The sequence below is a fragment of the Rhodanobacter sp. PCA2 genome, assembly GCF_013620825.1.
GTDB lineage: Bacteria > Pseudomonadota > Gammaproteobacteria > Xanthomonadales > Rhodanobacteraceae > Rhodanobacter_A.
Genome location: NZ_NJIC01000033.1, coordinates 17785 through 43654, shown reverse-complemented (window position 1 = coordinate 43654; position 25870 = coordinate 17785). Strand labels below are relative to the sequence as shown.

General features: G+C 69.5%; 27 protein-coding genes. 20 read left to right on the top strand and 7 right to left on the bottom strand.

The features are described 5' to 3' along the window. Nucleotides 1-18: 18 nt before the first annotated feature. Nucleotides 19-1041: an EF-P beta-lysylation protein EpmB gene (gene epmB, locus PCA_RS11180; RefSeq protein WP_181302693.1), complete on the bottom strand. Its 1023-nt coding sequence runs from the start codon at nt 1039-1041 to the stop codon at nt 19-21. 106 nt (nt 1042-1147) lie between these two features. Between epmB and efp the strand changes: the two genes are divergently transcribed. The 7 genes from efp (at nt 1148) to folE2 (ending at nt 7116) form a co-directional block, all read left to right on the top strand. Further along, a complete protein-coding gene (gene efp / locus PCA_RS11175; protein ID WP_181302692.1) occupies nt 1148-1717 on the top strand; it encodes an elongation factor P in 570 nt (189 codons plus the stop codon). 213 nt (nt 1718-1930) lie between these two features. After that, nucleotides 1931-3262: a TRZ/ATZ family hydrolase gene (locus PCA_RS11170; protein WP_181302691.1), complete on the top strand. Its 1332-nt coding sequence runs from the start codon at nt 1931-1933 to the stop codon at nt 3260-3262. A 74-nt stretch (nt 3263-3336) separates the two neighbouring features. Continuing rightward, nucleotides 3337-3591 carry a YciI family protein gene (locus PCA_RS11165; RefSeq protein ID WP_181302690.1) on the top strand — a complete coding sequence of 85 codons (255 nt, stop codon included), beginning with the start codon at nt 3337-3339 and terminating at the stop codon, nt 3589-3591. Nucleotides 3592-3839: 248 nt separating this feature from the next. Next, entirely contained in the window at nt 3840-4544 is a 705-nt protein-coding gene (ubiG, locus tag PCA_RS11160; RefSeq protein ID WP_181302689.1) for a bifunctional 2-polyprenyl-6-hydroxyphenol methylase/3-demethylubiquinol 3-O-methyltransferase UbiG, read from the top strand. Beyond that, on the top strand, nt 4541-5215 hold the full coding sequence (gene gph / locus PCA_RS11155; RefSeq protein ID WP_181302688.1) for a phosphoglycolate phosphatase: 675 nt from the start codon (nt 4541-4543) through the stop codon (nt 5213-5215). The genes ubiG and gph overlap by 4 nt, the downstream gene beginning before the upstream one ends. After that, on the top strand, nt 5212-6066 hold the full coding sequence (locus PCA_RS11150; protein WP_181302687.1) for a squalene/phytoene synthase family protein: 855 nt from the start codon (nt 5212-5214) through the stop codon (nt 6064-6066). The genes gph and PCA_RS11150 overlap by 4 nt, the downstream gene beginning before the upstream one ends. 108 nt (nt 6067-6174) lie before the next feature. Then, nucleotides 6175-7116 carry a GTP cyclohydrolase FolE2 gene (gene folE2 / locus PCA_RS11145; protein ID WP_181302686.1) on the top strand — a complete coding sequence of 314 codons (942 nt, stop codon included), beginning with the start codon at nt 6175-6177 and terminating at the stop codon, nt 7114-7116. A gap of 40 nt (nt 7117-7156) precedes the next feature. Here folE2 and yidD read toward each other — a convergent pair whose 3' ends face one another. Beyond that, a complete protein-coding gene (gene yidD, locus PCA_RS11140) occupies nt 7157-7426 on the bottom strand; it encodes a membrane protein insertion efficiency factor YidD (RefSeq protein ID WP_343204440.1) in 270 nt (89 codons plus the stop codon). A 116-nt stretch (nt 7427-7542) separates the two neighbouring features. On the opposite strand from yidD, the gene dksA reads away from it, so the two are divergent. Then, nucleotides 7543-8688 carry an RNA polymerase-binding protein DksA gene (gene dksA / locus PCA_RS11135; protein ID WP_255436800.1) on the top strand — a complete coding sequence of 382 codons (1146 nt, stop codon included), beginning with the start codon at nt 7543-7545 and terminating at the stop codon, nt 8686-8688. A gap of 122 nt (nt 8689-8810) precedes the next feature. On the opposite strand, the gene PCA_RS11130 is transcribed toward dksA, so the two are convergent. Continuing rightward, on the bottom strand, nt 8811-9257 hold the full coding sequence (locus tag PCA_RS11130) for a SufE family protein (protein ID WP_181302684.1): 447 nt from the start codon (nt 9255-9257) through the stop codon (nt 8811-8813). Nucleotides 9258-9304: 47 nt separating this feature from the next. After that, the gene (cysS, locus tag PCA_RS11125) at nt 9305-10678 is read right to left on the bottom strand and encodes a cysteine--tRNA ligase (protein ID WP_181302683.1); all 1374 of its coding nucleotides are present in this window, start codon (nt 10676-10678) and stop codon (nt 9305-9307) included. 173 nt (nt 10679-10851) lie between these two features. Here cysS and PCA_RS11120 point away from each other — a divergent pair, with 173 nt between their 5' ends. The 12 genes from PCA_RS11120 to PCA_RS11065 all read left to right on the top strand — a co-directional run bounded on the left by PCA_RS11120 (nt 10852) and on the right by PCA_RS11065 (nt 22990). Beyond that, nucleotides 10852-11397 carry a glycine zipper 2TM domain-containing protein gene (locus PCA_RS11120; RefSeq protein ID WP_181302682.1) on the top strand — a complete coding sequence of 182 codons (546 nt, stop codon included), beginning with the start codon at nt 10852-10854 and terminating at the stop codon, nt 11395-11397. A gap of 380 nt (nt 11398-11777) precedes the next feature. Then, nucleotides 11778-12785, top strand: a complete 1008-nt coding sequence (locus tag PCA_RS11115; protein WP_181302681.1) for an N-acetylornithine carbamoyltransferase — start codon at nt 11778-11780, stop codon at nt 12783-12785. 6 nt (nt 12786-12791) lie between these two features. Next, the gene (locus PCA_RS11110; protein WP_181302680.1) at nt 12792-13415 is read left to right on the top strand and encodes an FMN-binding negative transcriptional regulator; all 624 of its coding nucleotides are present in this window, start codon (nt 12792-12794) and stop codon (nt 13413-13415) included. After that, nucleotides 13412-13885 carry an OsmC family protein gene (locus tag PCA_RS11105; RefSeq protein WP_181302679.1) on the top strand — a complete coding sequence of 158 codons (474 nt, stop codon included), beginning with the start codon at nt 13412-13414 and terminating at the stop codon, nt 13883-13885. The genes PCA_RS11110 and PCA_RS11105 overlap by 4 nt, the downstream gene beginning before the upstream one ends. 28 nt (nt 13886-13913) lie before the next feature. Next, nucleotides 13914-15104, top strand: coding sequence for an argininosuccinate synthase (locus PCA_RS11100; protein ID WP_181302678.1), 1191 nt, complete (start codon nt 13914-13916; stop codon nt 15102-15104). Continuing rightward, entirely contained in the window at nt 15104-16249 is a 1146-nt protein-coding gene (locus PCA_RS11095; protein ID WP_181302677.1) for an acetylornithine deacetylase, read from the top strand. The genes PCA_RS11100 and PCA_RS11095 overlap by 1 nt, the downstream gene beginning before the upstream one ends. Before the next feature lie 20 nt (nt 16250-16269). Next, nucleotides 16270-17589 carry an acetylglutamate kinase gene (locus tag PCA_RS11090; protein ID WP_181302676.1) on the top strand — a complete coding sequence of 440 codons (1320 nt, stop codon included), beginning with the start codon at nt 16270-16272 and terminating at the stop codon, nt 17587-17589. 7 nt (nt 17590-17596) lie between these two features. Then, nucleotides 17597-18553, top strand: coding sequence for an N-acetyl-gamma-glutamyl-phosphate reductase (argC, locus tag PCA_RS11085; RefSeq protein ID WP_181302675.1), 957 nt, complete (start codon nt 17597-17599; stop codon nt 18551-18553). A gap of 13 nt (nt 18554-18566) precedes the next feature. Then, nucleotides 18567-19862, top strand: a complete 1296-nt coding sequence (gene argH / locus PCA_RS11080; RefSeq protein ID WP_181302674.1) for an argininosuccinate lyase — start codon at nt 18567-18569, stop codon at nt 19860-19862. An 11-nt stretch (nt 19863-19873) separates the two neighbouring features. Beyond that, nucleotides 19874-21052 (top strand): glutamate 5-kinase, encoded by a 1179-nt coding sequence (gene proB, locus PCA_RS11075; RefSeq protein ID WP_181302673.1) that lies wholly within the window; start codon nt 19874-19876, stop codon nt 21050-21052. Beyond that, nucleotides 21049-22320 (top strand): glutamate-5-semialdehyde dehydrogenase, encoded by a 1272-nt coding sequence (locus PCA_RS11070; RefSeq protein WP_181302672.1) that lies wholly within the window; start codon nt 21049-21051, stop codon nt 22318-22320. The genes proB and PCA_RS11070 overlap by 4 nt, the downstream gene beginning before the upstream one ends. 106 nt (nt 22321-22426) lie before the next feature. Further along, nucleotides 22427-22990 (top strand): hypothetical protein, encoded by a 564-nt coding sequence (locus PCA_RS11065; protein ID WP_219918737.1) that lies wholly within the window; start codon nt 22427-22429, stop codon nt 22988-22990. Nucleotides 22991-23000: 10 nt separating this feature from the next. On the opposite strand, the gene kynU is transcribed toward PCA_RS11065, so the two are convergent. The 3 genes from kynU to PCA_RS11050 are packed head-to-tail and all read right to left on the bottom strand — an operon-like array spanning nt 23001 to nt 25863. After that, on the bottom strand, nt 23001-24281 hold the full coding sequence (gene kynU, locus PCA_RS11060) for a kynureninase (RefSeq protein ID WP_181302670.1): 1281 nt from the start codon (nt 24279-24281) through the stop codon (nt 23001-23003). 28 nt (nt 24282-24309) lie between these two features. Continuing rightward, nucleotides 24310-24831 (bottom strand): hypothetical protein, encoded by a 522-nt coding sequence (locus PCA_RS11055; RefSeq protein WP_181302669.1) that lies wholly within the window; start codon nt 24829-24831, stop codon nt 24310-24312. A gap of 9 nt (nt 24832-24840) precedes the next feature. Continuing rightward, nucleotides 24841-25863, bottom strand: a complete 1023-nt coding sequence (locus PCA_RS11050) for an amidohydrolase family protein (RefSeq protein ID WP_181302668.1) — start codon at nt 25861-25863, stop codon at nt 24841-24843. Between the last annotated feature and the right edge of the window lie 7 nt (nt 25864-25870).

The following is a 25870-nucleotide window of genomic DNA, read 5'->3' as shown; positions in this document are numbered from 1 at the left end:
GACGTGACGCCTGCCAGTTTACAGCGGACGCTTCGACGGCTCGCCGCCGACTTCGCGCACCAGCTTCGGCACCAGGTAGCCGGGCAGGCGGGCGCGGACCGCATCCAGCAGCGCCAGTGCGCGGGCGTCGTCCACCGCGAAATGCGCGGCGCCCTGCACGCGGTCGAGCTGGTGCAGGTAATAGGGCAGCACGCCGGCGGCGAACAGGCGCTCGGACAGCGCGGCCAGCGCGTCCGCGTCGTCGTTGACGCCGCGCAGCAGCACCGACTGGTTCAGCAGCGTGGCGCTGGCCTGGCGCAGGCGCGCGCAGGCGGCGTCCACGCCGGCGTCGAATTCGTTCGCATGGTTCGCGTGCAGCACCACCACCTTCTGCAGCGGCAGCGCGGCCAGCCATGCGCCGAAGGCGTCGTCGACGCGCTCGGGCAGCACCACCGGCAGGCGGGTGTGGATGCGCAGGCGGGTGACGTGAGGGATGTCGGCGAGGCCGCGCGACAGCTCGTCCAGCTTGGAGGTGGACAGCGCCAGCGGATCGCCGCCGGACAGGATCAGCTCGCCGATGGTCGCATCCTGGCGCACGTGTTCCAGCGCCTGCCGCCACTGGCCGGCGGCGGCCATTTCCTCGCCGTAGGGGAAGTGCCGGCGGAAGCAGTAGCGGCAATTGACCGCACAACTGCCGCTGGCGATCAGCAGGGCGCGGCCGTGGTACTTGTGCAGCACGCCCTGCGCCTCGCGGGCGGCCATGTCGCCCACGGCGTCGGCGACGAAGCCGGGCACCTGGTCCAGCTCGGCCAGCTGCGGCAGCACCTGCAGCAGCAGGGGATCGCGCGGGTCGCCGTGGCGCATGCGGGCCGCGAAGCCGCGCGGCACGCGCAGGGCGAAACCGGCGTCCGCGGGCGGCAGTTGCGCGGCGAGTTCCGGCAGGCCCAGCAGGGCCAGCAGCTCGGCGCCATCGGTGATCGCCTCGCGCCACAGCTGCCGCCAGTCGCCGGCCGGCGCGCCGGGGGCGGGTGTAATGCGTGCGCCGGGGCTTGCGGTTATCATGTGTGGCCTTGTCCGGGCCATACCGGACCCTCGAGCCGTCCATTCTAGCCGCCCGGCGGCGCAGGGAGGCGTTCGGGCCCGACCATTCATCTCTGGAGTTCACCGCATGGCCACCGCCGGTCTCAACGACGTCAAGAAGGGCATGAAGATCCTTCACAACAACGATCCGTGGATCATCACCGAAGCCGAGTTCATCAAGCCCGGCAAGGGCCAGGCGTTCACCCGCATCTTCATCCGCAACCTCAAGACCGGCCGCACCACCGAGCAGACGATGAAGTCCAGCGACAGCTTCGAGGTCGCCGACGTCACCGACACCGACATGCAGTACCTGTACTCCGACGGCGAGTTCTGGCACTTCATGCACCAGGAGAGCTTCGAGCAGCATCAGGCCAGCAAGGCGGGCATCGGCGACACCTCGAAGTGGCTGAAGGGCGAGGAAGAGTGCGTGGTCACGCTGTTCAACGGCGAGATCATCGCGGTACAGGCGCCGAACTTCGTGGAGCTGAAGATCACCGAGACCGATCCCGGCGTGCGCGGCGACACCTCCGGCGGCGGCGGCAAGCCGGCCACGCTGGAAACCGGCGCCGTGGTGCGCGTGCCGCTGTTCGTGGGCCAGGACGAAGTGATCAAGGTCGACACCCGCACCGGCGAATACGTCAGCCGCGTCGGCAAGTGACGAACCGGCGCGCGGGCCGTGCCCGTGCCTTTGCCGGTTCGTCATCCCTGCGAAAGCAGGGATCCAGTAGGGTACTCGTGCGAAGCACACCGAATTCCTTCGCAGGACAAGCCGAAGTCACTGGATTCCAGCTTCCGCTGGAATGACGAACGAAGGGGCGGCACCGCAAGGTCAGCCGCCCTTCGCGCATCTGAACCACGGGAACCGATTGCCATGAGCGATATCCAGCCCCAGCCCGTCGACCTCCTGATCGAAGCCCGCTGGGTCGTTCCGGTGGAGCCGCACGGCGTGGTGCTGGAGGACCACGCGGTGGCGGTGCAGGGCGACCGCATCGTCGCGCTGCTGCCCATCGCCTCGGCACGCGCCGCCTACGCGCCGCGCGAAACCGTGTGCCTGCCCGAGCACGCGCTGATCCCCGGCCTGGTCAACGCGCACACGCACAACCCGATGACCCTGCTGCGTGGCCTGGCCGACGACCTGCCGTTGATGGTCTGGCTGCAGCAGCACATCTGGCCGGCCGAGGCGAAGGTGATCGGTCCCGAATTCGTGCGCGACGGCGTGGAGCTTGCCGTGGCCGAGATGCTGCGCGGCGGCACCACCTGCGCCAACGAGAACTACTTCTTCCCCGACGCCATCGGCGCCACCTACCGCAAGCTCGGCTTCCGCGCCGTGGTCGGCCTGCCGGTGATCGAATTTCCCACTGCGTGGGCGAAGTCGCAGGACGAATACTTCGAGCGCGCGAGCGCAGTCCACGACAGTTTCCTCGGCGACGCGCTGGTGTCCACCGCGTTCGCGCCGCATGCGCCGTACACCGTCTCCGACGAGAGTTTCGAGCGCATCCGCATGCTGGCCGACCAGCTCGACATTCCGGTGCACCTGCACCTGCACGAGACCGCGCACGAGGTCGAGGACGAGAAGCAGAAGAGCGGCCTGCGCCCGTTCCAGCGCCTGCAGAAGCTGGGCCTGGTCAACGACCGCCTGATCGCGGTGCACATGACCCAGCTCACCGACGGCGAGATCGCCGCCTGCGCGGAGGCCGGCGTGTCGGTGGTGCACTGCCCCGAATCCAACCTCAAGCTCGCCTCCGGTTTCTGCCCCGCGGAGAAGCTGCGCAAGGCCGGCGTGAACCTCGCCATCGGCACCGACGGCTGCGCCTCCAACAACGACCTGGACATGTTCGGCGAGCTGCGCACCGCTGCGCTGCTGGCCAAGGCGGTGGCGCAGGATGCGGCCGCGTTCGACGCCGCCAGCGCGCTGCACGCGGCCACGCTGGGCAGCGCGAAGGCGATGGGGCTGGACGCGAAGATCGGTTCGATCGAGGCGGGCAAGCAGGCCGACCTCGCCGCGGTGCGCCTGTCGGACCTGGAAACCCAGCCGCTGTACCACGTGGCCTCGCAACTGGCCTACGCCACCGGCCGCCACCAGGTCAGCGACGTATGGATCGCCGGCCGCCGCAAGCTCGCCGCGCGCGAGCTGGTGGACATGGACATCGACGCCATCCTTGCGCGCACGCGTGCCTGGCGCGAGCGCATCGCGAGCCATTGAGCGAGCGCCCATCCACGAACGTGCAGGTCAACGAAGCGGCCATCCCCGGCCGCGCTTTTCGCCAGGCTTCCCCGATGAACCGTTATCTCGTCATGCTGATGCGCCGCCCGCAGTGCGACCCGGCGGCCGTTCAGCTGCACCGCGATTTTCTCGAAGCCTTGCGTGCGCAGGGGCGCAACGAGATGTCCGGCCCGTTCGGCGACAAGAGCGGCGGCGCCTACCTGTTGCGTGCCGGGTCGCTGGACGAAGCGCTGGAGATCGTCCATCGCGATCCGGCCCATACGAGCGGCGGCTGGGACATCGCGGTGCACGAGTGGCTGGCGGTTTAGGGAAGGTCTGATCAATCGACTGCTTGCTCGTCATTCCTGCGAAGGCAGGAGGCGCTTCACAACGGCGAAGCCGGTCATCCAGTGCCTTGGTGTTCAGTGGCTTGCAGGCACTGGATGCCAACCTTCGCTGGGATGACACGCAAAATCAGGCCATCCTCAGCTTGTGCGTCCGTGATCGCGAAGATCAAGAAGCGGCCATCCCCGGCCGCACTTTTCAATAAACTGATGGGCCCATCGTGGATTCGAACATGACCACCGCCAACGTCAGCCCCGCCGAGATCGCCCGCTTCGACCAACTGGCCGCGCGCTGGTGGGACCCCGACGGCGAATCGCGCCCGCTGCACGACCTCAACCCCGTGCGCGCCGACTACGTGGCGAAGCACGTGAACCTGCGCGGCGCGAAGATCGCCGACGTGGGCTGCGGCGGCGGCCTGCTGAGCGAGGCGCTGGCGCGCGCGGGCGCCCAGGTCACCGGCATCGACATGGGCCTCAAGGTGATCGAGATCGCGCGCCTGCACCTGCACGAGTCCGGTCTCAAGGTGGATTACCGCAAACAGTCCTCGGCCGAGCTGGCCGCGGCCGAACCCGAGGCGTTCGACGCGGTGTGCTGCATGGAGCTGATCGAGCACGTGCCCGATCCCGCCGCCCTGGTGCAGGATCTCGCCGCCATGCTCAAGCCCGGCGGCCGGTTGTTCCTGTCCACGCTCAACCGCACGCCGGCCGCGTTCGGCGCGGCCATCCTCGGCGCGGAATACCTGATGCGCCTGCTGCCGCGCGGCACGCACCACTACGCGCAGTTCCTCAAGCCCTCCGAACTGGGGCGCCTGCTGCGGCACGCGGGCCTGGAACTGGAGGACGTCAGCGGCCTCGGCTACAACCCGCTCAACCGCAAGGCATGGATGAGCCGCGTCACCGCGGTGAACTACATCCTCTGCGCCCGGAAGCCGGCATGAAGCCGCTGCCCGCCCACATCGAAGGCGTGCTGTTCGATCTCGACGGCACCCTGCTCGACAGCGCGCCCGATCTCCACGCCGCGCTTGTGGCCTATTGCGCGGAAGCCGGCGCGGCCGCGCCGGGCTACGCCGCCGTGCGCGAGGTGGTTTCGCGCGGCAGCCGGGCGATCCTGCGTTGCGCCTTCGCCGAAAGCGACGAGGCGCTGGTGGCGCGCATGCCGCGCTACCTCGAGATCTACCAGGGCATGCTGGCGACGCACACGCGGCCGTTCGACGGCATCGTCCCGTTGCTGGACGCGATCGAGGCGCAGGAGTGGCGCTGGGGCATCGTCACCAACAAGCCCGGCTTCCTCACCGAGGAACTGATCCAGCGCATGGACTGGGACCTGCGCGCCAGCGCGGTGATCTGCGGCGACACCCTGCCGGTGAAGAAGCCCGACCCGGCGCCCGTGCTGCTGGCCTGCGAGCATGCGCGGATCGACCCCGCACGCGGCGTGTTCGTGGGCGACGACGCGCGCGATGTCGAGGCCGGCCGCGCCGCAGGCCTCTACACGGTGGCGGTGCGCTGGGGCTACCTCGACGGCGGCAACCCGGAAAGCTGGGGCGCCGACGCGGTGCTCGACCATCCGCGCCAGCTCGCCGGACTGCTGAAACTGCCGGTGACGGCGTGAGCGAACCGGCGAACCCGCACGGCGCGTTGCAGAGCTATGTCGACAAGTGGCTGTCGGTGCAGCCGGCCCAGCGCGTGGCGCTGGTCTTCGTCGATCCGGCGAAGTACCCCGGCCACGTCGCGCTCGCCGCGCTCGAACAGGAGCTGCTGTCCGCCGCCTACGGCATCCGCGAGCCGCATGTCGCGCTGGGCAAGCTCAACTGGTGGGCCGAGGAGCTGTCCGGCGCCGCCGCCAGCGGCGGCCGGCACCCCTTGACCCAGGTCTTGTTCGACGACGAACGCGCCCATGCCATTCCCGCCGAGCGTTGGCTGGCACCCGTGCTGGCCGCGATGGGGCAACTGGAAGAGGGCACGGCGGCGGATTTCCCCGCCCAGCTCGTCGCCGCCAGCCCGTTGCACGGCGCGTTGGTCGCGCTGGAAACCGCATGGTGGTACGGCGGCACAGCGGCGCCGGAACGCGCAGCGCGAGTGGCCGTGCTCAGCCACCTGCTGTACGCGCTGCGCCGGCTGGAGGACGATGCCGAACGCGATCGCCTGCCGCTGCCGATGGCGCGGCTGGCCCGTTTCAGCCTCGCCCGCACCGCCTTGCGCGAGCGCAGCTCGGCGCGCGACGAGGCGCTCAAGACGCAGCTGGCCGACCTGCAGTCGGCGTGGCGCGAGTCGGCGCGACTGCCCGGGCCGCTCAGCGTGTTCCGGGCGCTGGAATCGCGCGAGGCCGAGCGTCTGCTGCGCCGCGCCCGCAGCGCGGGCGATCCGCTGGCCGTGCTGCAGAAGGGCAGCCAGGGCGGCTTCGGCGCGACCTTCGGTGCCTGGCAGGCGGCTCGCCGCTGGCGCGCCAGTGGGGCAACCTGAGCACGACCGGACGCAGTGTTTCCCGCCGTCGACTGTTGCAATGCGGCAGGCTGGCCCAAAATACACGGTTTCGGCAGCAGCCACGCCGCCGCGCTTCACGAGAATCCCATGCACAGCCACGAAAACACCGCCCGCCTGATGCCCGATGTCGCCGCCCAGGCGCAGCCGCATCTGCGCGGCGCGCTGGACTGGGTGGGCATGGACGGCATCGAGGCGCCGGTGCGTTTCGACGCCGGCGACGGCGAGGTGCAGCGCGCGAACGCCCAGGTCGGCGCCTTCGTCAACCTGGTGCACCCGGACAGGCGCGGCATTCACATGTCGCGCCTGTACCTGCTGGTGGACCATCACCTCGGCGCCGCGCCGCTGAGTGCGGCGGTGCTGGAAAACCTGCTGCGTGCGTTCCTGGAATCGCATGCCGGCCTGTCCGACCATGCCCGCCTCAGCATCCGCTTCGACGTGCTGGTGCGCCGCAATGCGCTGCGCAGCGGCCACAGCGGCTGGCGCAGCTACCCGGTGTCGGTCGAGGCCAGCCTCGGCCCGGACGGCTTCCGGCTGGAGCTGGGCACCGAGGTGGTCTATTCGTCCACCTGTCCCGCGTCCGCCGCGCTGTCGCGCCAGCTGATCCAGGACCAGTTCGCCCGGGACTTCGACGCGGCGCAGCCGGTGGACCATGCGGCAGTGATGGCATGGCTGGGCAGCGAGCGCGGCATCGTCGCCACCCCGCACGCGCAGCGCAGCGTGGCGCGACTGCTGGTGCGGCTGAAGGACGGCGTGCCGTTCGACCTGATCGACACCCTGGACCGCGTGGAGCAGGCGCTGGGCACGCCGGTGCAGACCGCGGTGAAGCGCGAGGACGAACAGGCGTTCGCGCTCGCCAACGGCGGCAACCTGATGTTCTGCGAGGATGCGGCCCGGCGCATCCAGCTCGCGCTGGACGCCGACGAGCGCCTCGCCGATTTCCACGTGCGCGTGGAGCACCAGGAAAGCCTGCATCCGCACGACGCGGTGGCCTATGCCAGCAAGGGCGTGCCCGGCGGTTTCGGAGCCTGAATCCGCATGCGCGGACCTGGGCCGCGGTACCGCGCGGCCGTCAGTGGGCGTGCGTGTCGCCGTGCGTCCGGCAGCAGCGGAAGTGGAAGTGTTCCGGCACCGGGTCTTCGCCGCCCTCGCACAGCGGCTGGCAACGCAACAGGCGCCACGCGGCAAGCAGGCTGCCGCGCCAGGGTCCGAAGCGCGTGATCGCGACCCGTGCATAATCGGAGCAACTGGGATAAAAACGACAGCGTTGCCCCAGCAGGGGGCTGAGCCAGCGCTTGTACAGGCGCAGCAGGAGCAGCAGGAATCGGGTCAATACATTCACGTTGCCGGAACAATGGGCTGCAGATAGTGTTGGGAGTATCCCGGAAACCGGCTTGCCGGTGTAGGGTACATGGGCTATAACACCGGGCCGCCAAGGCCAAAAACTGGTGAAGGAATATGGCAAGAACCACGCGCAGTTCGACCGCCGCCAAGGCTTCGAAAGGGAAAGCGTCGGCGCGGCTGCGTGACGCAGGGTCTGCCAGGGCGAAGGCTGCCGGCGCGCGGGTATCGAAGGTCGCCGCCAAGGCGCCCGCGAAGAAGCCTGCGGCAAAGAAGGCGGCCAAGCCCGTCGTGAAGAAGCCGGTGGCGAAGAAGCCTGCCGCGAAGAAGCCCGCCGCGAAGAAGGTCGTGGCGAAGAAGGCCCCTGCCCGCAAGGCGGCGCCGGCGCGCAAGCCGGTGGCCAGGAAGGTGGCGAAGCCCGTCGCGACGAAAAAGACTGCGAAGCCCGTGGCCCGCAAGGCCGTCGCCAAGGCGGCGCCCAAGCCGGTCGCGAAGAAGACGGTGAAGCCGGCGGCCAAGCCCGTCGCCAAGCCCGCGGCGAAGAAAGCCGTCGCCAAGGCGGCTCCGGTCGCCGCACCGGTCAAGAGCCGGTCCGCTGCCGCCAGGCCGACGCCTGCGCCCGTCAAGGCAGCGCCGGTCGAGAAGCAACCCTCCCCGCCCGCCGCCTCGCCGTTCAAGGGCAAGGTGGCGAGCGCCACGGCCATGGTGCTGCCGCGTCCCGCGAGCGCCTCGGCTCACGCATCCTCCAAGCAATCGAAAAATGCATCCTCCCCAATGAACAAGCTGGCTGCCAAGACCCTGGACAACGGCGTTACCCGCGAAGACGGGCGCTACGCCTTGCCCTCCACCACCCAGATCGAACTACCCAAGGGTTACCGTCCCTCCGGCAAGGAGGAGTACATGAACCCCATGCATCTGGCCTATTTCCGCAACAAGCTGCGCGACTGGCGCGACCAGCTGGTCGAAGAGTCGCGCCAGACCATGGACAACCTGCGCGAAGAGGTGCGCGATGTCGGCGACGAAGCCGAGCGCGCCACCCGCGAGACCGAGAACTCGCTGGAACTGCGCACCCGCGACCGCTACCGCAAGTTGATCTCCAAGATCGACAAGGCGCTGCGCCGCATCGAGGACGGCAGCTACGGCTACTGCGAGGAGACCGACGAGGAGATCGGCGTCGACCGCCTGGACGCGCGCCCGATCGCCACGCTGTCGCTGGATGCACAGGAGCGTCGCGAGCATCTGCAGAAGCAGATGGGCGATTGATGGCGGTTCTTCTGCGCTCCTTCATGAGCGCAGGGACCAAGCCGGCATCCATGCCGGACCCTTCGACAAAAGCCCCGCTTCGAGCGGGGTTTTTTGTGCGCGCGGGCGAAAAGAGTACGCCCTTACTCGCCGCTGCCTGCGGCAGCGGCGGCATAGCCCTTGAGCTTGGCCAGCATCGCGGCCAGGCCGTTCGAGCGCGTGGGCGACAGGTGCTTGGCCAAGCCGATGGCCTGGATGAAGTCCGGTTCGGTGGCCACGATCTCGGCGGCGGGGCGGTCGGAGTACACGCGCAGCACCAGGGCGATCAGGCCGGAGACGATGGCCGAGTCGCTGGCCGCGTCGAAATGCATGCGCGAGGCGTCGCCGCTGGGCACCAGCCACACCATCGACTGGCAGCCGTGCACGCGCCAGGCCTCGGTGCGGCAGGCTTCGGGGAACGGCGGCAACTGCCTGCCGAGATCGATCAGGTACTGGTAACGCTCGCTCCACTCGGTGAAGTAGGCGAACTCCTCGGCGATTTCGCGCTGCGCCTCCGCGGCGCTGCCTGGGCTGGTGGCGGTTTCGTTCATGCGCGCATTATCGCGCGCCGGCGCCGCGGCGCGAAGTTCCCGCGGCCTCAGGTCTTGGCGACGCTCCAGCGCGTGCCCTGCGGGCCATCCTCGATTTCCACGCCCATCGCGGCAAGCTCGGCGCGGATCGTATCGGCGCGGGCGAAATCGCGGGCGGCGCGGGCCGCACGGCGTTCCTCCAGCATCGCCTCCACCGTGTCTGCATCGACCTCGCTGCCGCCAGCCTGCTTGAACCATGCCTCAGGGTCCTGCTGGAGCAGGCCGAGCAGGGCGCCGCCGCCGAGTAGGGCGGCCTTGGCGGCGGGCGTGCCCTGCACGCGCGCGGCATCCGCCAACACGGCCAGCTCGGCCAGCGCCTGCGGTGTGTTGAGGTCGTCGCACAAGGCGGCCTCGACCGTTTCCGGCACCGGCAGCGACGCGGTGTCCACCGCCACCCCGGCCAGGTCGCGCAGCACGCGGTACCAGCCGTCCAGCGTGCTCACCGACTGCGCGATCGCGGCGTCGGACCAGTCCAGCGGCTGGCGGTAGTGGCCGCTCATCAGGCGCAGGCGCAGCGCTTCGGCGGGGTGGCGCTTGAGCATCTCGTGCAGCTGCAGCACGTTGCCCAGCGACTTGGACATCTTGCGGCCGTCGAAGGTGAGCATGCCGTTGTGCATCCACCAGCGCGCGAAGGTCTTGCCGCCATGGGCGCAGGTGGACTGGGCGATCTCGTTCTCGTGGTGCGGGAACAGCAGGTCGTTGCCGCCGGCGTGGATGTCGATGGTCTCGCCCAGGTGTTTCTCGGCCATCGCGGAGCACTCGATGTGCCAGCCGGGCCGGCCGCGGCCCCAGGGGCTGTCCCAGCCCGGCAGCTCGGGCGTGGAGGGCTTCCACAGCACGAAGTCGCCGGGGGACTTCTTGTACGGGGCCACCTCCACGCGGGCGCCGGCGATCAGTTCTTCGGTGTCGCGGCCGGAGAGCTGGCCGTAGGCGGGGAACGAGCCCACGTCGAACAGCACGTGGCCTTCCGCCGCATAGGCGTGGCCGTCGGCGATCAGGCGCCCGATCATCGCGACGATCGGGGCGATATGCCCGGTGGCGCGGGGCTCCACGTCGGGCGGCGCGATGCCGAGCCGCGTCATGTCCTCGCGATAGGCGTCGGTGAACCGGCCCGTGATCGCCTCGATGTCCACGCCCTGTTCCAGCGCGGCGGCGTTGATCTTGTCGTCCACGTCGGTGATGTTGCGGGCGTACACCAGCTGCGGGTAATGCCGGCGCAGCAGCTTGGCCAGCACGTCGAACACCACCGGGCCGCGCGCGTTGCCGATATGCACGTAGTTGTAGACGGTGGGGCCGCATACGTACATCGTCACCCGCTGCGGATCCAGCGGAGCGAACGGTTCGGTGCGGCGGGTCAGGCTGTTGTAGAGCGAAATCGGCATCGTGGGTATCCGGACCGGGGCGGACGCAGGCTAGCCGCGCATCTTAACAAGGTGTAAGCGACGTGGAGGCCCGATGTCGCAGCAGGGGGATTCTAAGCCGCTATTCAGCCTCGATTTGCTGCAATCGGCCATGCGCCGAAGCTGCGCCCGAACACCGCACCGGAGTCCGTTTGATGTACAAGTTTTTCGCCGTCGCCCTGGTACTGGCCCTGGCCGCCACCGGCGCCCAAGCGCAGGACGCGCGCTATTCGAACCAGAATCCCGGTCAGGACGACAATGCCCACTATGGCTGGGCCGACGTGCTGCGCGTCGATCCCGTGTACGGCGTCACCCGCACCGAGGTGCCGCGCCAGGAATGCCGGGACCAGACCGTGGTCCAGCAGCGTCCGGGCAACACCACGGCCGGTTCCATCCTGGGCGCCGTCGTGGGCGGCGTGCTGGGCAGCACGGTGGGGCACGGCAACGGCCGCACGCTCAGCACCGCGGTGGGCGCCGTGGCCGGCGGTGCGGTGGGCGGCCAGGTGGCCGCGAACCGCGGCGGCAGCCAGGTCGAGCAGACGGTGACCAACTGCCGCCAGGTCAGCGCGGTCAGCGAGCAGCGCCAGATCGTGGGCTACGACGTGGAATACCGCTATCGCGGCGAGGTCTGGGAGGCCCGCCTGAGCTACGACCCTGGCGAGCGCCTGCGCGTGCGGGTGAGCGTGTCTCCCGCCGACTGAGGACGTGCCATCAGCCCTGACCGGGTCCGGGTTTCCGGGCCTCTGCAGGGCATGTTGCATGGCAGCGAAAATCCCGTCATGATGGCGCCTCGCCCGACCGGAACCCTCATGTCCACAGCCGTCTATACCGCCAATGTCCTGACCAGCGCCCGCATGGCCGCCGGCATGACTTCGCGTGCGCGTCGACCGCTGGACGGACATCCGGCCGGGTAGGCTGTCGCGCGCTGCTGCATACGTATCGACGAAAAACCCGGCCACCGCGCCGGGTTTTTGTTTTTTGTTTTCACCACAGGCGGATCCGTCCGCGAACGGCAAGACAAGCCGGTCATCCTTGGCCGGGCCATTCATCCAGAGCGATTTCATCGAGGGCGATCCAACTCATGACCATCCGCCACTTCCTCACCACCCAGGACTGGAGCCGCGCCGAGATCGACGCGCTGCTGGAACAGGCCGCCGCGTTCAAGCGCTCGCCCGCGGGCACGCAGCTGGCCGGCAAGTCGGTGGCGCTCATGTTCTTCAATCCCTCGATGCGCACCCGCACCAGCTTCGAGCTGGGCGCGTTCCAGCTGGGCGGCCACGCGGTGGTGCTGGCGCCGGGCAAGGACGCGTGGCCGATCGAATTCGAGCCGGGCACGGTGATGGACGGCGATACCGAGGAGCACATCGCCGAGGTGGCGCGCGTGCTCAGCCGCTACGCGGATCTGATCTGCGTGCGCGCCTTCCCGAAATTCCAGGACTGGTCGGTGGATCGCCAGGACAAGGTCGTCAAGGCCTTCGCGAAGTACGCCACGGTGCCGGTGATCAACATGGAGACGATCACCCATCCCTGTCAGGAGCTGGCGCACGCGCTGGCGCTGCGCGAGCACCTGGGCGACCTCACGAAGAAGAAGTACGTGCTCACCTGGACCTACCACCCCAAGCCGCTCAACACCGCGGTGGCCAACTCCGCGCTGCTGATCGCGACGAAGATGGGCATGGACGTGACCCTGCTGTGCCCCACGCCGGAGTACGTGCTGGACGAACGCTACATGGAGTTCGGCCGCCTGAACGCCGCGCAGAACGGTGGCTCGCTCAAGGTCAGCCACGACATCGAGGAAGCCTACAGCGGCGCCGACGTGGTCTACGCCAAGAGCTGGGGTGCGCTGCCGTACTTCGGCAAGTGGGAGCAGGAGAAGCCCATCCGCGACGCGCACAGGCACTTCATCGTGGACGAGGCCAAGATGGCGCTGACCAACCACGGCCTGTTCAGCCACTGCCTGCCGCTGCGCCGCAACGTCAAGGCCACCGACGCGGTGATGGACTCGCCGTACTGCATCGCCATCGACGAGGCCGAGAACCGCCTGCACGTGCAGAAGGCGGTGATGGCCGCGCTGGCGGGGCAGGGCTGAGCCGCCATGTACATACCGAAGCATTTCGCCGAAACACGCGTCGAGGTCCTGCATGGGCTGATCCGCGACTGCCCGTTCGCCACCTTGGTGGCGAACGGTCCGGATGGCCTGATCGCCAACCACCTGCCGTTCGAGCTGGTGGGCGACGCGCTGCATGGCCACGTGGCGCGCGGCAACGAACTCGTGCGACTGGATGGCGCCGAGGTGCTGGCGATCTTCCAGGGACCGGACGGCTACATCAGCCCGAACTGGTACCCGACCAAGCAGGAGACGCATCGCGAGGTGCCCACCTGGGACTACGCGGTGGTGCACGTGCACGGGCGGCTGAAGACCATCCAGGACACTGCCTGGCTGCGCAGCCTGCTCGAGCGTCTCACCGACCATCACGAGGCCACGGAACCGCAGCCCTGGCGCATCACCGACGCGCCGGCCGAGCACATCGAGAAATCGCTGCGCGCGATCGTGGGCATCGAGATCGCGATCGAGCGCATCGAGGGCAAGTTCAAGCTCAACCAGAACCACCCCGAGCGCAACCGCCTCGGCACGATCGCCGGGCTGCGCCGCCGCGATGGCGATGGCGACGCGGAACTGGCCGCGCTGATGGCCCTGCAGGAGGCGCCGAAGCCATGAGTCGCCCGCATCGCTACCGCGTCGACGTGGAATGGACCGGCAACCGCGGCAGCGGCACGGACGGCTATCGCAACTACAGCCGCAACCACGCGATCCGCATACCCGGCAAGCCGGATCTCGCCGGCTCGTCCGACCCCGCCTTCCGCGGCGATGCCACGAGGCACAACCCGGAAGACATGCTGGTGGCCGCGCTCTCCACCTGCCACATGCTGTCCTACCTGCACATGGCGACAGTGGCAGGCGTGGTGGTTGTTGCCTACGACGACAGCGCCGAAGGCACGATGCTCACCGAGGGCGATGGCGGCCGTTTCACCGAAGTCGTGCTGCGCCCGGTGGTCGTCATCCGCGCCGACAGCGATCCCGACCAGGCGCTGGCCGCGCACGACGATGCGCACCACGCCTGCTTCATCGCCAACTCCGTGAATTTCCCGGTGCGCTGCGAGCCGCGCATCGTCGTTTCCTCCGACTGACATCTTCCCCGATCAGGATTCGCAAGCCATGAGCAAAGACATCGTCCTCGCCTTCTCCGGCGGCCTCGACACCAGTTTCTGCGTGCCCTACCTCAAGGAGCGCGGTTGGGCCGTGCACACCGTGTTCGCCGACACCGGCGGCGTGGATGCCGAGGAGCGCGCCTTCATCGAGAACCGCGCGAAGGAGCTGGGCGTGGCCAGCCACGTCACGGTGGACGGCGGCCCGGCGATCTGGAACGGTTTCGTGAAACCCTTCGTGTGGGCGGGCGAGGGCTACCAAGGCCAGTACCCGCTGCTGGTGTCCGACCGCTACCTGATCGTGGAAGCCGCATTGAAGCGTGCCGCCGAGCTCGGCACGCGCGCCATCGCGCATGGCTGCACCGGCATGGGCAACGACCAGGTGCGCTTCGACCTCGCGGCGAAGTCGCTTGGCGACTACGAGATCGTGGCGCCGATCCGTGAGATCCAGAAAGAGCACACGCAGACGCGCGCCTACGAGCAGAAGTTCCTGGAAGAGCGCGGCTTCGGCGTGCGCGCCAAGCAGCAGGCCTACACCATCAACGAGAACCTGCTCGGCGTCACCATGTCCGGCGGCGAGATCGACAAGTGGCAGGCGCCGGGCGAGGGCGCGCGCGCGTGGTGCAAGCCGCGCGCCGAATGGCCGTCCGCGCCGCTGCAGGTGAAGATCGGTTTCGTGAACGGCGAGGCGGTGACGCTGGACGGCGAGAAGCTCGCCGGCCACAAGCTGCTGGCGAAGCTCAACACCCTGTTCGCGCCCTACGGCGTGGGCCGCGGCCTCTACACCGGCGACACCACCATCGGCCTCAAGGGCCGCATCATCTTCGAGGCGCCGGGCCTGATCTCGCTGCTGACGGCGCACCGCGCGCTGGAAGAAGCCGTGCTGACCAAGCAACAGAACCGCTTCAAGCCCGACGTGGCGCGCAAGTGGGTGGAAGTGGTGTACGAGGGCTTCTTCCACGATCCGCTGAAGACCGACCTGGAAGCCTTCCTCGCCTCCAGCCAGTCCACCGTCAACGGTGAAGTCACGCTGGAAACGAACGGCGGCACGGTGAATGCGGTGGCCATCGAGTCGAAGCACATCCTCAACGCCAAGGGCGCCACCTACGCGCAGTCGGCCGACTGGGGCGTGGCCGAGGCCGAGGGCTTCATCAAGTTGTTCGGCATGAGCAGCACGCTGTGGGCCGAGGTGAATCGGTGATGAGCCGGGATTCGGCCCCGTTGCTTGCGGCGACACTGGAACACCTGGAGGCGCTGGTCGGTTTCGACACGCGCAATCCGCCGCGGGCGATCACCACCGGCGGCATCTTCGACTACATCCGCGCACAGCTCCCCGGCTTCGACGTCACGGTGACCGATCACGGCGCCGGTGCGGTAAGCCTGCACGCGGTGCGTGGCCAGCCGAAGCTGCTGTTCAACGTGCACCTGGATACCGTGCCGGACTCGCCGGCATGGACGGCCAGCCCGCACGAATTGCGCGTGACGGAAGACCGCGCGATCGGCCTCGGCGCCTGCGACATCAAGGGCGCGGCGGCGGCGCTGCTCGCCGTGGCGAACGCCAGCGACGGCGACATGGCGCTGCTGTTTTCCAGCGACGAGGAAGCGAACGATCCGCGCTGCATCGCCGGGTTCCTGGCGAACAAGCCAGCCTACGATGCGGTGATCGTGGCCGAACCCACCAGGGGCGAGGCGGTGCTGGCCCATCGCGGCATCCAGTCGGTGCTGATGCGTTTCGCCGGCCATGCCGGTCATGCCTCGGGCGAGCAGCGGCCCAGCGACAGCGCGCTGCACCAGGCGGTGCGCTGGGGCGATGCGGCGCTGGATTTCGTGGCGGCGCAATCGCACGAACGCTTCGGCGGGCTCACCGGCCTGCGCTTCAACATCGGCCGCATCGAGGGCGGCATCAAGGCGAACATGATCGCGCCCAGCGCCGAAGTGCGCTTCGGCATGCGGCCCTTGCCGACGATGCATCCCGACGGCTTGCTCGAACGTTTCCGCACCCTGGTCGAGCCGATGCCGGCCGGGTTCGCCGAGACCTTCCGCGGCCCCTCGCTGCCGGCGGGCGACACCGCCACCGCCGAAGCGCGCCGGCTGGCCGCGCGCGACCTTGCCGACGAGCTGGAGATTCCGGTGGGCAACGCGGTGGACTTCTGGACCGAGGCCTCGCTGTTCTCCGCCGCCGGCTACATCGCCTTCGTCTACGGCCCCGGCGACATCGCCCAGGCGCACACCGCCGACGAGTGGGTGGCGCTGGACCAGTTGCGGCATTACGCCGAAGTGGTTTTTCGCCTCATTGGAAAGTGCGGCCAGGGAACGCCGCCTCACGACTCTTGCGTCCACGGATGAGCGCAAAGGAAAACTAGACAGTGGAAACCCACAAGCACACCCGCAAGACCATCGTGCGCCTGCTCTCGGCGATGGGCAGCGCGAAGGAAATCCAGCAATACCTCAAGCGCTTCTCCGAGCTGGACGCCAAGCGCTTCGCCGTGGTGAAGGTCGGCGGCGCGGTGCTGCGCGACGAGCTGCAGGACCTCGCTTCCTCGCTCACCTTCCTGCAGCAGGTGGGCCTCACGCCCATCGTGCTGCACGGCGCGGGTCCGCAGCTGGACGAGGAACTGTCCGCCGCCGGCATCGAGAAGAAGACGGTGAACGGCCTGCGCGTCACCTCGCCGAAGGCGCTGGGCATCGTGCGCCGCGTGTTCCAGCAGCAGAACCTCAAGCTGGTCGAGGCGCTGCAGGCGATGGACACGCGCGCCACCTCGGTGGCCTCCGGCGTGTTCATGGCCAGCTACCTCGACCGCGAGGCGCTGGGCATGGTCGGCAAGGTGGAGAGCATCAACCTTGCGCCGATCGAGGCGGGCCTGCGCGCGAACTCGATCCCGGTGATCGCCAGCCTGGGCGAGACCGACGAGGGGCAGATCCTCAACATCAACGCCGACGTCGCCGCGAACGAGCTGGTGCGCGTGCTGCAGCCGTACAAGATCGTGTTCCTCACCGGCACCGGCGGCCTGCTCGACGGCGAGGGCAAGGTGATCGACTCGATCAACCTCAGCACCGAATACGAGCACCTGATGGCGCAGCCGTGGATCAACGGCGGCATGCGGCTGAAGATCGAGCAGATCGCCGATCTCCTGGCCGGGCTGCCGCTTGCCTCGTCGGTGTCGATCACCCGTCCCGCCGAACTGGCGAAGGAGCTGTTCACCCACAAGGGTTCCGGCACGCTGGTGCGGCGCGGCGAGAAGGTGCTGCGCTTCGAGTCGTGGGAAGGCATCGACCGGTCGCGGATGCGCGACCTGATCGAATCCAGTTTCGGCCGCACCCTGGTGCCGGATTACTTCGAGCGCACCGAGCCGTACCGCATCTACGTGAGCGAGAACTATCGTGCGGCGATGATCCTCACGATGGAGGACGGCCTGCCGTACCTCGACAAGTTCGCCGTGCTCGACGACGCGCAGGGCGAAGGCCTGGGCCGTGCCGTCTGGCAGGTGATGCGCGAGGAGAATCCCCAGTTGTTCTGGCGCTCGCGCCACAACAACCAGGTCAACATCTTCTATTACGCCGAATCCGACGGCTGTCTCAAGCAGCCGAAGTGGAAGGTGTTCTGGTACGGCCTGGGCGACAACTTCGACACCATCGCCCGCTGCGTGGCGCATTGCGCGCAGCGCCAGCCGACGTTGATTGGATGAGAGCGACATGACGCAAGCGAAGAAAAACATCGGCATCGTCGGCGCCCGCGGCCACACCGGCGCGGAACTGATCCGCCTGATCACGGCGCATCCGGCGCTGGAACTGGCCTTTGTCTCCTCGCGCGAGCTGGACGGCCAGCGCGTGAGCGGACACAGCGATGCCTACAAGGGCGAGCTTCGCTACGAAAGCCTCGACCCCGCCGCGGTGGCGGCCAAGCATGCCGACGTGGTGATCCTGGCCCTGCCGAACGGCAAGGCCGCGCCCTATGTGGAAGCCATCGACCAGGCGGCGCCCGATACGCTGGTGGTCGACCTGTCCGCCGACTACCGCTTCGACCAGGCCTGGTATTACGGCCTGCCCGAACTCACGCGCGGCAAGTGGCGCGGCGGGAAGCGCATCAGCAATCCCGGCTGCTACGCCACCGCGATGGAACTCTCCATCGCGCCGCTGAAGGACCTGCTCGCCGCGCCGCCGGTGTGCTTCGGCGTCTCCGGCTATTCCGGCGCCGGCACCACGCCCTCGGACAAGAACGATCCGGAAAAGCTGCGCGACAACCTGATGCCGTACGCGCTAACCGGCCACACGCACGAGAAGGAAGCCAGCTTCCAGCTCGGCCTGCCGGTGGAGTTCATGCCGCACGTGGCGCCGCATTTCCGCGGCCTCACCGTCACCACCAACCTCTATCTCGCCAAGCCGCTGAAGCGCGAGGACGTGCTGGCGCGCTTCCACCACGCCTACGACGGCGAAAAGCTGGTGTCGGTGCTGGACGAGGCGCCGTGGGTCAGCCGCATCGCGCACCGGCACCATGCCGAGGTCGGCGGCTTCGCGCTGTCGGCCGACGGCAAGCGCGTGGTGGTGGTGGCGACGCTGGACAACCTGCTCAAGGGCGCGGCCACCCAGGCGATGCAGAACATCAACCGCGCGCTGGGTGTGGACGAGTACACCGCGATTCCGCTGGACTGAGCAAGGAATTCCCATGAGCCAACCCCTCTGGCAAAAATCCGGCATCCAGATCGACGCGAAGATCATGCGTTTCCTCGCCGGCGACGACGTGGTGCTCGACCGCGAGTTCTTCCTGCACGACGTCGCCGCCAGCAAGGCGCACGTCGAAGGCCTGGCGAACATCGGCGTGGTGAGCGCCGACGAGGCCGTCGCGCTTAAGCGCGAACTGGACGCGCTGGCCGTGGACTTCAGGAGCGGCGATTTCGTGCTGGACGAGCGCTACGAGGATTGCCACTCGGCGATCGAGGCGCGCCTCACCGAACGCCTGGGCGATGCCGGCCGCCGCGTGCACACCGGGCGTAGCCGCAACGACCAGATCCTGGTGGCCACGCGGCTGTGGCTGAAGGAAAAGCTCGAAGCGCTGGAAACGCACTGCCGCGCCATTGCCGGGGTGTGCCTGCAGCGCGCCGCGCAGCCGGCGATCCCGCTGCCGGGCTACACCCACCTGCAGCGTGCGGTGGTGTCGTCCACTGCGATGTGGTTCGCCGGCTTCGCCGAAGGCTTCATCGACAATGCGTTCCGCGCCCGCGGCACGCGCGAGCTGGTCGACGCCAATCCGCTCGGCACCGCCGCCGGCTACGGCGTGAACCTGAAGCTGGATCGCGAGCACACCACCGCGGCGCTGGGCTTCGGGCGCATGCAGGTGTCGCCGATCTACGCCCAGCTCTCGCGCGGCAAGTACGAGATGGCGGTGCTGGAGGCGATCGGCGCGGCGATGCTGGACCTGCGCCGCATGGCCTGGGACCTGTCGCTGTTCACCACCGCCGAGTTCGATTTCGTGAAGCTGCCGGCCGAGTACACCACCGGCAGTTCCATCATGCCGAACAAGCGCAACCCCGACGTGGTGGAACTGCTGCGCGCCAGCTACGCCAGCGTGGCCGCGGCGCGTACCGAGATCGAGCAGTTGCTGTCGCTGCCTTCCGGCTACCAGCGCGACCTGCAGTTCTCCAAGGGCTCGCTCTTCCACGGCGTGCGCCACGGCCTGATGGCGCTGGAACTGGTGCCCGACCTGCTGGCGCGCCTGCAGTGGAACGAGCCGGCGATGCGCGCGGCGATCGAGCCGGCGATGTACGCCACCGACGTGGCGATCGAACAGGCCGCGGCCGGCGTGCCGTTCCGCGACGCGTATCGCGCCGCCGCCGAGGCCGCGGCATCGGCGGGGCAGGGCCGCACGCCCGAGGGCAGCCTCGTGCAGCGGGTGTCGCCGGGCGCGGGCGACGACCTGCGCCTGCACGAATTGCATGCTAGGCTTGGCCGTCTAGACGGCTGAACGGGGTTGACATGGCGGCGGCTGCGCAACATGCGGGGCACTTGCGGGAGCAGCCGCTGCCGCCCTGGCGGCGTGCCGTGCTCAAGGTCGGCAGCAACCTGCTGGCGGCCGACGGCGGCGGCCTCACCGCCCACCATGCGTCGGCGCTGGCCGCGTTCGTGGTCGCCAGCCATGCCGCGGGTCGGCAGGTGGTGCTGGTGTCCTCGGGCGCGGTGGCGGCCGGTCGCGCGCTGCTGCGCGAGCACGCGCCGGCCGCGGGCGATCTCGCTGCGCGGCAGGCGCTGGCGGCGCTGGGCCAGGCGCCGATGATCGCGCTGTGGCAGTCGCTGTCCACGCGCCCGGTGGCGCAGGTGCTGCTCACCCACGACGACTTGCGCAACCGCCGCCGCTATCTCAACGCACGCGCCACGCTCAGCGGCCTGCTGGCGCTGGATGTGCTGCCGGTGGTGAACGAGAACGACACCGTGGCGGTGGACGAGCTGAAGCTGGGCGACAACGACAACCTCGCCGCCATCGTCGCCGCCCTGGTCGACGCCGACCTGCTGCTGATCGCCTCGGACATCGACGCGCTGTACAGCGCCGATCCGCGCCACGATCCCGCCGCCCAGCCGCTGCCGCACGTCGCCGCGCTCACGCCGGAGATCCTCGCCATGGCCGGCGGCAGCGGCAGCGCGGTGGGCACCGGCGGCATGCGCACCAAGCTGGAGGCCGCGGCCAAGGCCGGCGCCGCGGGCATTCCCACCGCGCTGTTCAGCGGGCGCGATGCGGCGACCGTGGCGGCGCTGGCGGAAGGGCGCCTGCGCGGCACGCTGATCGACGCCGCCGCCACGCGCCTGCAGGCGCGCAAGTACTGGCTGCGCCATGCGCCGGCCGCGCCCGGTTGCATCCAGGTGGACGCCGGCGCCGCCCGCGCGCTGGGTGGCGGACGCGCGTCGCTGCTGCCGGGCGGCATCGCCGCCGCGCAGGGCGAGTTCCAGCGCGGCGACCTGGTGGAAATCGTGGACGGCGCCGGCAAGCCGGTGGCGCGCGGCCTCAGCCAGTACGCCGCGGCCGAGGTGCGTCGGCTCGCCGGACGGCACAGCCGCGACATCGAGGCCGTGCTGGGCTACACCCATGGGCACGAGATCGTGCACCGCGACGACCTGGTCACCCTGGCCGGCGCCGAAACCCCCGGAGGCATCGAGGCATGAGCGAGGTCCGCACCCTGGCACTGGCCTGTCGCGACGCGGCGCCGGCGATCGCTGCGCTGGACAGTTCCGCCAAGGCCGCGCTGCTGCGCGACATGGCGGCCGCGCTGGAAGCGAGCCGCGCCGACGTGCTCGCGGCGAATGCGCGCGACGTGGCGCAGGCCGAAGCAAAAGGCGTGCAGGGCGCCATGCTGGATCGCCTGCGACTGGATGAGGCGCGCGTGGCAGGCATCGCCGCCGCCCTGCGCGAGGTGGCGGAGTTGCCCGACCCGGTCGGCCTGGTGACCCGGCGCGAGACGCGTCCGAACGGCTTGCTGATCGAACGCGTGCGCATACCGCTGGGCGTGGTGGCGATGATCTACGAGGCGCGCCCCAACGTCACCGCGGATGCCGCGGCGCTGTGCCTCAAGGCCGGCAACGCGGTGATCCTGCGCGGCGGTTCCGAGGCGATCCATTCCAACACCGCCATCGCCGCCGCATTGCACGACGCCTTGCGCGCGCACGGCCTGCCGGAAGCGGCGGTCGCGCTGCTGGAAGACCTGCGCCGCGAGACCATGGTCGAGCTGCTGCAGCTCAGCGACATCGTCGACCTCGCCATCCCACGCGGCGGCGAAGGGTTGATCCGCTTCGTGGCCGAGCATGCGCGCGTGCCGGTGATCAAGCACTACAAGGGCGTGTGCCATCTCTACGTGGATCGCGCCGCCGACCTGGACCTCGCGCTGCACCTGCTGATCGACGGCAAGACCTCGCGCCCCGGCGTGTGCAATGCGCTGGAGACGCTGCTGGTGCACCGCGACGTGGCCGCCGACTTCGTGCCGCGGGCGGCGCAGGCCTTGCGCGAACGCGGCGTGGAGCTGCGCGGCGACGCGGCCAGCCGCGTGCTGGTGCCGGACATGCACGCGGCCACCGACGCGGACTACGCCGCCGAATTCCTCGACCTGATCCTCGCCGTGCGCGTGGTGGACAGCCTGGACGAGGCCGTCGCCCACATCCGCCGCCACGGCTCCGACCACACCGAAGTCATCGCCACCCGCGACGAAGCCGCCGCGCAACGCTTCGTGCAGGCGATCCGCTCGGCGGTGGTGATGGTCAACGCGTCCTCGCGCTTCAGCGACGGCGGCGAGCTGGGCCTGGGCGCCGAGATCGGCATCTCCACCACGCGCCTGCACGCCTACGGCCCGATGGGCGCGGAGTCGCTCACGGTCGAGCGCTTCGTGGTGCACGGGGAGGGACAGGTGCGGCATCCGGCATCCCGGACCGGCAAGGCCTGAGTCCTTCACGCCCGCGTCACGGCGCGACCCGCTTCCGGCTCTTGCCGGTCATGATTTTCGCCTTGCCTGGTGCCAAGCTGGCGCAAAGACGGCAGGGAGCATGGCGATGGCGGAATCGATGAAGTGCGGCGGCCTGCGGGCACCCGCACGCGCGCTGTTGTGGGGCGGCGCGGCCTGCCTGTTGCTGGCGCCGTGGCTGGCCATGCATTTCACCGCCGAGGTGAACTGGACCGCACTGGACTTCGTCGTCTTCGGCAGCATGCTGGCCGTGGCCTGCGCAAGCTGCGAGCTGGCCGCGCGCGCGAACTCCGGCCTGGCCTACCGGGCCGGCGCCGGCGTGGCGGTGGTGGCGGCCTTCCTGCTGCTGTGGGCGAACCTCGCGGTCGGCGTGGTGGGCGAACCGAACCATCCAGCGAACCTGTTGCAGGATGGCGTGCTGGCGGTGCTGATCGTGGGCGCGGCGATCGTGCGGGGACGGCCGCTGGGCATGGCGGCCGCGCTGGCGGCGACTGCGCTGGCGCAGGTGCTGGCGGCGGCAGCCGCGATGGCGGTGTGGTCCGCCGCCCCCTGGCCGTTGGCGGCATTGACCGCCTTCTTCGTGTCGGCGTGGCTGCTCGCCGCGTGGCTGTTCCATCGGGCGGCGCGGAACCGCGCGGGCGCAGCACTGTAGCCGGAAGGATTCAGGCGGCCGGGCTCCATGCGCGCACGGCGTGCGCGAACGCGAGGCAATCGGCGAAACGGTTGTACAGCGGCGCGGGCGAGATGCGGATCACGTCGGGTTCGCGCCAGTCGCCGATCACGCCGTGGGCCATCAGGTGGTCGAACAGCGCGCGGCCGCGCTCGCGGCCGCCGAGCACGCGGATCGAGAGCTGGGCGCCGCGCCGCGCGGGATCGGCGGGCGTGACCACTTCCAGCACGTCGGCGAGCTGCGAGTTCACCAGCCACTCCAGGTAGCCGGTGAGCTTGAGCGACTTCTCGCGCAGCCGCGCCATGCCGGCGCGGTGGAAGATTTCCAGCGACACGCGCAGCGGCGCCAGCGCGAGGATGGGCGGGTTGCTGAGCTGCCAGCCATCCGCGCCGGGCGTGGGCACGAACTCGGGGCCCATACGGAAGCGGGTGGTCTTGTCGTGGCCCCACCAGCCGGCGAAACGCGGCAGCACGGCGCGCGCGTGGCGCTCGTGCACGAAGGCGCCGCCGACCGCGCCGGGGCCGCTGTTGAGGTACTTGTAGCTGCACCAGATAGTGAAGTCCGCGCCGCTGTCGTGGAGTTGCAGCGGCAGGTTGCCCACGGCATGGGCGAGGTCGAAGCCCACCGTGCAGCCGTGCCGGTGCGCCAGCGCGGTGATCGCCGCGAGGTCGAACGCCTGGCCGGTGCGGTACTGCACGCCAGGCAGCATCACCAGCGCGATGCGCGAACCGTGCTCGGCCAGCGCACGTTCGATGGCGGCCATCGACAGCGTGCCGTTCGGTTCGTCGGCCTGCAGTTCGATCAGCGCTTCCGCCGGATCGAAGCCGTGGAAGCGGATCTGCGATTCCAGCGCGTAGCGGTCGGTGGGGAAAGCGCCGGCTTCCATCAGGATCGCGGGCCGCTCGGGCGTCGGGCGGTAGAAGCTCACCATCATCAGGTGCAGGTTCACGCCCAGGGTGTTCATCGCCACCACTTCGGCGGGCCTGGCGCCCACGACTTCGGCGAGGTGGTCGCGCACGAACTCGTGGTAGTCCATCCACGGCAGGCGGCCCTTGAAATGGCCTTCCACGCCGAGTCCGGCCCAGTCGTCCAGTTCGGCGGCGAGCGCGGCGCGCACGGCGCGCGGCTGCAGGCCCAGCGAGTTGCCGCAGAAATAGCTGCTGTCGCGGCCTTCGTGCGGCGGGATCAGGAACTCGTCGCGGAACGCGCGCAGCGGGTCGGCGGCGTCGGCGGCCTCGGCCCAGGCGGCGGTGGCTTGGTGGCTGGAAGACATGGTGATTCCGTGGAAGCGGGCGGAACGCTTACTTCAGCCGCGCGGCAATCGCGTCACAGCCGCGGTCGAACGCGGCGATCCATGCGGCGCCGGCCTGGCTCTGCGCGGGGCGCACGCAGCGCAGCTGGATCGCGTGGCCGTCGCGGTACCAGTAGACCTCGCGGTAGCTGGACGCCACGCCGGCCTCGCGCGCGGTATAGCGGGAGCTGTTCGGCTCGCCGGCCCGGGCATCGGCCTGGTAGCCGGGCAGCGCCGCCGCCTTGGCGTTGGCCTGGGCGATGTAGTCGCGGAAGCCGCCGATGTCGGATTCCTGCTGCACCGTCACCGTGACGCGCGCCAGCGTGGCGTGGCCGGTGGGCGAGGGATCGGGCACCTGGAACACGCGCACCTCCGGGTCGCCCTCGGTCTGCATGATGTCCAGCCAACCGTCCGGCGTGCTGAAGTGCACGCTGCCGTTGGCCATGCTGACGTCGGCGGCCGGGGCAGGGGCGGTGACCAGCAGGCCGGCGACGAGCGCGACGGCGGTAACGGTGGAGCGCAGCAAGGCCATGCGGAATCCTCAGGCGGCGGTGTCGGGTGCGAAGCGGTGCTTGGGCAGGCCCAGCCATTCCAGCGCGGTGCCGTGGAACAGGCGCGCGCGGTCGCCCTCGTCCAGTCCCAGGGCCTCGATGCCGCTGCCGGGTTCCTGTTCCCCCAGCGGGAAAGGATAGTCGGTGCCCAGCATCACCTGCTCGACGCCCGTCACATCCAGCAACCATCGCAGCGCGCGGTCGTCGTGCACGCAGGAGTCGAAGTAGAAGCGCTTCAGGTACTCGCGCGGGTTGCGCGGGTTGTCGGTGGCCACCAGGTCGGGGCGCATCTTGAAGCCGTGCTCGATGCGGCCGATCGTCCACGGGAAGCTGCCGCCGCCGTGGGCCAGCATCACGCGCAGCTTCGGCAGCCGCTCCAGCACGCCGCCGAAGGCGAGGGAGCACGCCGCGCGCGCCTGCTCGGCGGGCATGCCCACCAGCCACGGCAGCCAGTACTTGGGCATGCTGGCCATGCCCATCATGTCCCAGGGATGCACCAGCACCGCGGCGCCGAGGTCCGCGGCGGCCTCGAAGAACGGGAACAGTTCCGGCGCATCGAGGTTCCAGTCGTTGCAGTGCGAACCGATCTGCACGCCCTGCAGGCCCAGTTCGTCGATGCAGCGCTCCAGCTCGCGCACGGCGAGGTTCGGCGCCTGCAGCGGCACCGTGCCGATGCCGGCGTAGTGGCGAGGGAAGTCGCGGCACAGGCCGGCCATGTGCTCGTTGAGGTGCCGGTGCAGTTCCAGCGCCTGGTGGCCCGGCGCCCAGTACGAGAACAGCACCGGCACGGTGGAGATCACCTGCACGTCCACGTCGAAGCGGGCGTAGTCGTCGATGCGGGTCTGCGGGTCGAAGGCGGAATCCCACACCTCGCGGAAGAACCTGCCGTCCTTGTAGATGCGGTGGCGGCCGTCGGTGTGGGTCATCACCGGAAAGCGCTCGTCGCCGTGCTTGGCCGCGAGGTTGGGCCAGTCGCGGGGCAGGATGTGTGCGTGCGTATCGATCTTGAGCATCGTGCAA

What these genes read in the sequence shown, in the direction of transcription:
- epmB (WP_181302693.1), bottom strand. Translation starts at nt 1,041, where the DNA reads ATGATAACCGCAAGCCCCGGCGCACGCATTACACCCGCCCCCGGCGCG.
- efp (WP_181302692.1), top strand. Translation starts at nt 1,148, where the DNA reads ATGGCCACCGCCGGTCTCAACGACGTCAAGAAGGGCATGAAGATCCTT.
- PCA_RS11170 (WP_181302691.1), top strand. Translation starts at nt 1,931, where the DNA reads ATGAGCGATATCCAGCCCCAGCCCGTCGACCTCCTGATCGAAGCCCGC.
- PCA_RS11165 (WP_181302690.1), top strand. Translation starts at nt 3,337, where the DNA reads ATGAACCGTTATCTCGTCATGCTGATGCGCCGCCCGCAGTGCGACCCG.
- ubiG (WP_181302689.1), top strand. Translation starts at nt 3,840, where the DNA reads ATGACCACCGCCAACGTCAGCCCCGCCGAGATCGCCCGCTTCGACCAA.
- gph (WP_181302688.1), top strand. Translation starts at nt 4,541, where the DNA reads ATGAAGCCGCTGCCCGCCCACATCGAAGGCGTGCTGTTCGATCTCGAC.
- folE2 (WP_181302686.1), top strand. Translation starts at nt 6,175, where the DNA reads ATGCACAGCCACGAAAACACCGCCCGCCTGATGCCCGATGTCGCCGCC.
- dksA (WP_255436800.1), top strand. Translation starts at nt 7,543, where the DNA reads ATGGCAAGAACCACGCGCAGTTCGACCGCCGCCAAGGCTTCGAAAGGG.
- PCA_RS11130 (WP_181302684.1), bottom strand. Translation starts at nt 9,257, where the DNA reads ATGAACGAAACCGCCACCAGCCCAGGCAGCGCCGCGGAGGCGCAGCGC.
- cysS (WP_181302683.1), bottom strand. Translation starts at nt 10,678, where the DNA reads ATGCCGATTTCGCTCTACAACAGCCTGACCCGCCGCACCGAACCGTTC.
- PCA_RS11120 (WP_181302682.1), top strand. Translation starts at nt 10,852, where the DNA reads ATGTACAAGTTTTTCGCCGTCGCCCTGGTACTGGCCCTGGCCGCCACC.
- PCA_RS11115 (WP_181302681.1), top strand. Translation starts at nt 11,778, where the DNA reads ATGACCATCCGCCACTTCCTCACCACCCAGGACTGGAGCCGCGCCGAG.
- PCA_RS11110 (WP_181302680.1), top strand. Translation starts at nt 12,792, where the DNA reads ATGTACATACCGAAGCATTTCGCCGAAACACGCGTCGAGGTCCTGCAT.
- PCA_RS11105 (WP_181302679.1), top strand. Translation starts at nt 13,412, where the DNA reads ATGAGTCGCCCGCATCGCTACCGCGTCGACGTGGAATGGACCGGCAAC.
- PCA_RS11100 (WP_181302678.1), top strand. Translation starts at nt 13,914, where the DNA reads ATGAGCAAAGACATCGTCCTCGCCTTCTCCGGCGGCCTCGACACCAGT.
- PCA_RS11095 (WP_181302677.1), top strand. Translation starts at nt 15,104, where the DNA reads ATGAGCCGGGATTCGGCCCCGTTGCTTGCGGCGACACTGGAACACCTG.
- argC (WP_181302675.1), top strand. Translation starts at nt 17,597, where the DNA reads ATGACGCAAGCGAAGAAAAACATCGGCATCGTCGGCGCCCGCGGCCAC.
- argH (WP_181302674.1), top strand. Translation starts at nt 18,567, where the DNA reads ATGAGCCAACCCCTCTGGCAAAAATCCGGCATCCAGATCGACGCGAAG.
- proB (WP_181302673.1), top strand. Translation starts at nt 19,874, where the DNA reads ATGGCGGCGGCTGCGCAACATGCGGGGCACTTGCGGGAGCAGCCGCTG.
- PCA_RS11070 (WP_181302672.1), top strand. Translation starts at nt 21,049, where the DNA reads ATGAGCGAGGTCCGCACCCTGGCACTGGCCTGTCGCGACGCGGCGCCG.
- PCA_RS11065 (WP_219918737.1), top strand. Translation starts at nt 22,427, where the DNA reads ATGGCGGAATCGATGAAGTGCGGCGGCCTGCGGGCACCCGCACGCGCG.
- kynU (WP_181302670.1), bottom strand. Translation starts at nt 24,281, where the DNA reads ATGTCTTCCAGCCACCAAGCCACCGCCGCCTGGGCCGAGGCCGCCGAC.
- PCA_RS11055 (WP_181302669.1), bottom strand. Translation starts at nt 24,831, where the DNA reads ATGGCCTTGCTGCGCTCCACCGTTACCGCCGTCGCGCTCGTCGCCGGC.
- PCA_RS11050 (WP_181302668.1), bottom strand. Translation starts at nt 25,863, where the DNA reads ATGCTCAAGATCGATACGCACGCACACATCCTGCCCCGCGACTGGCCC.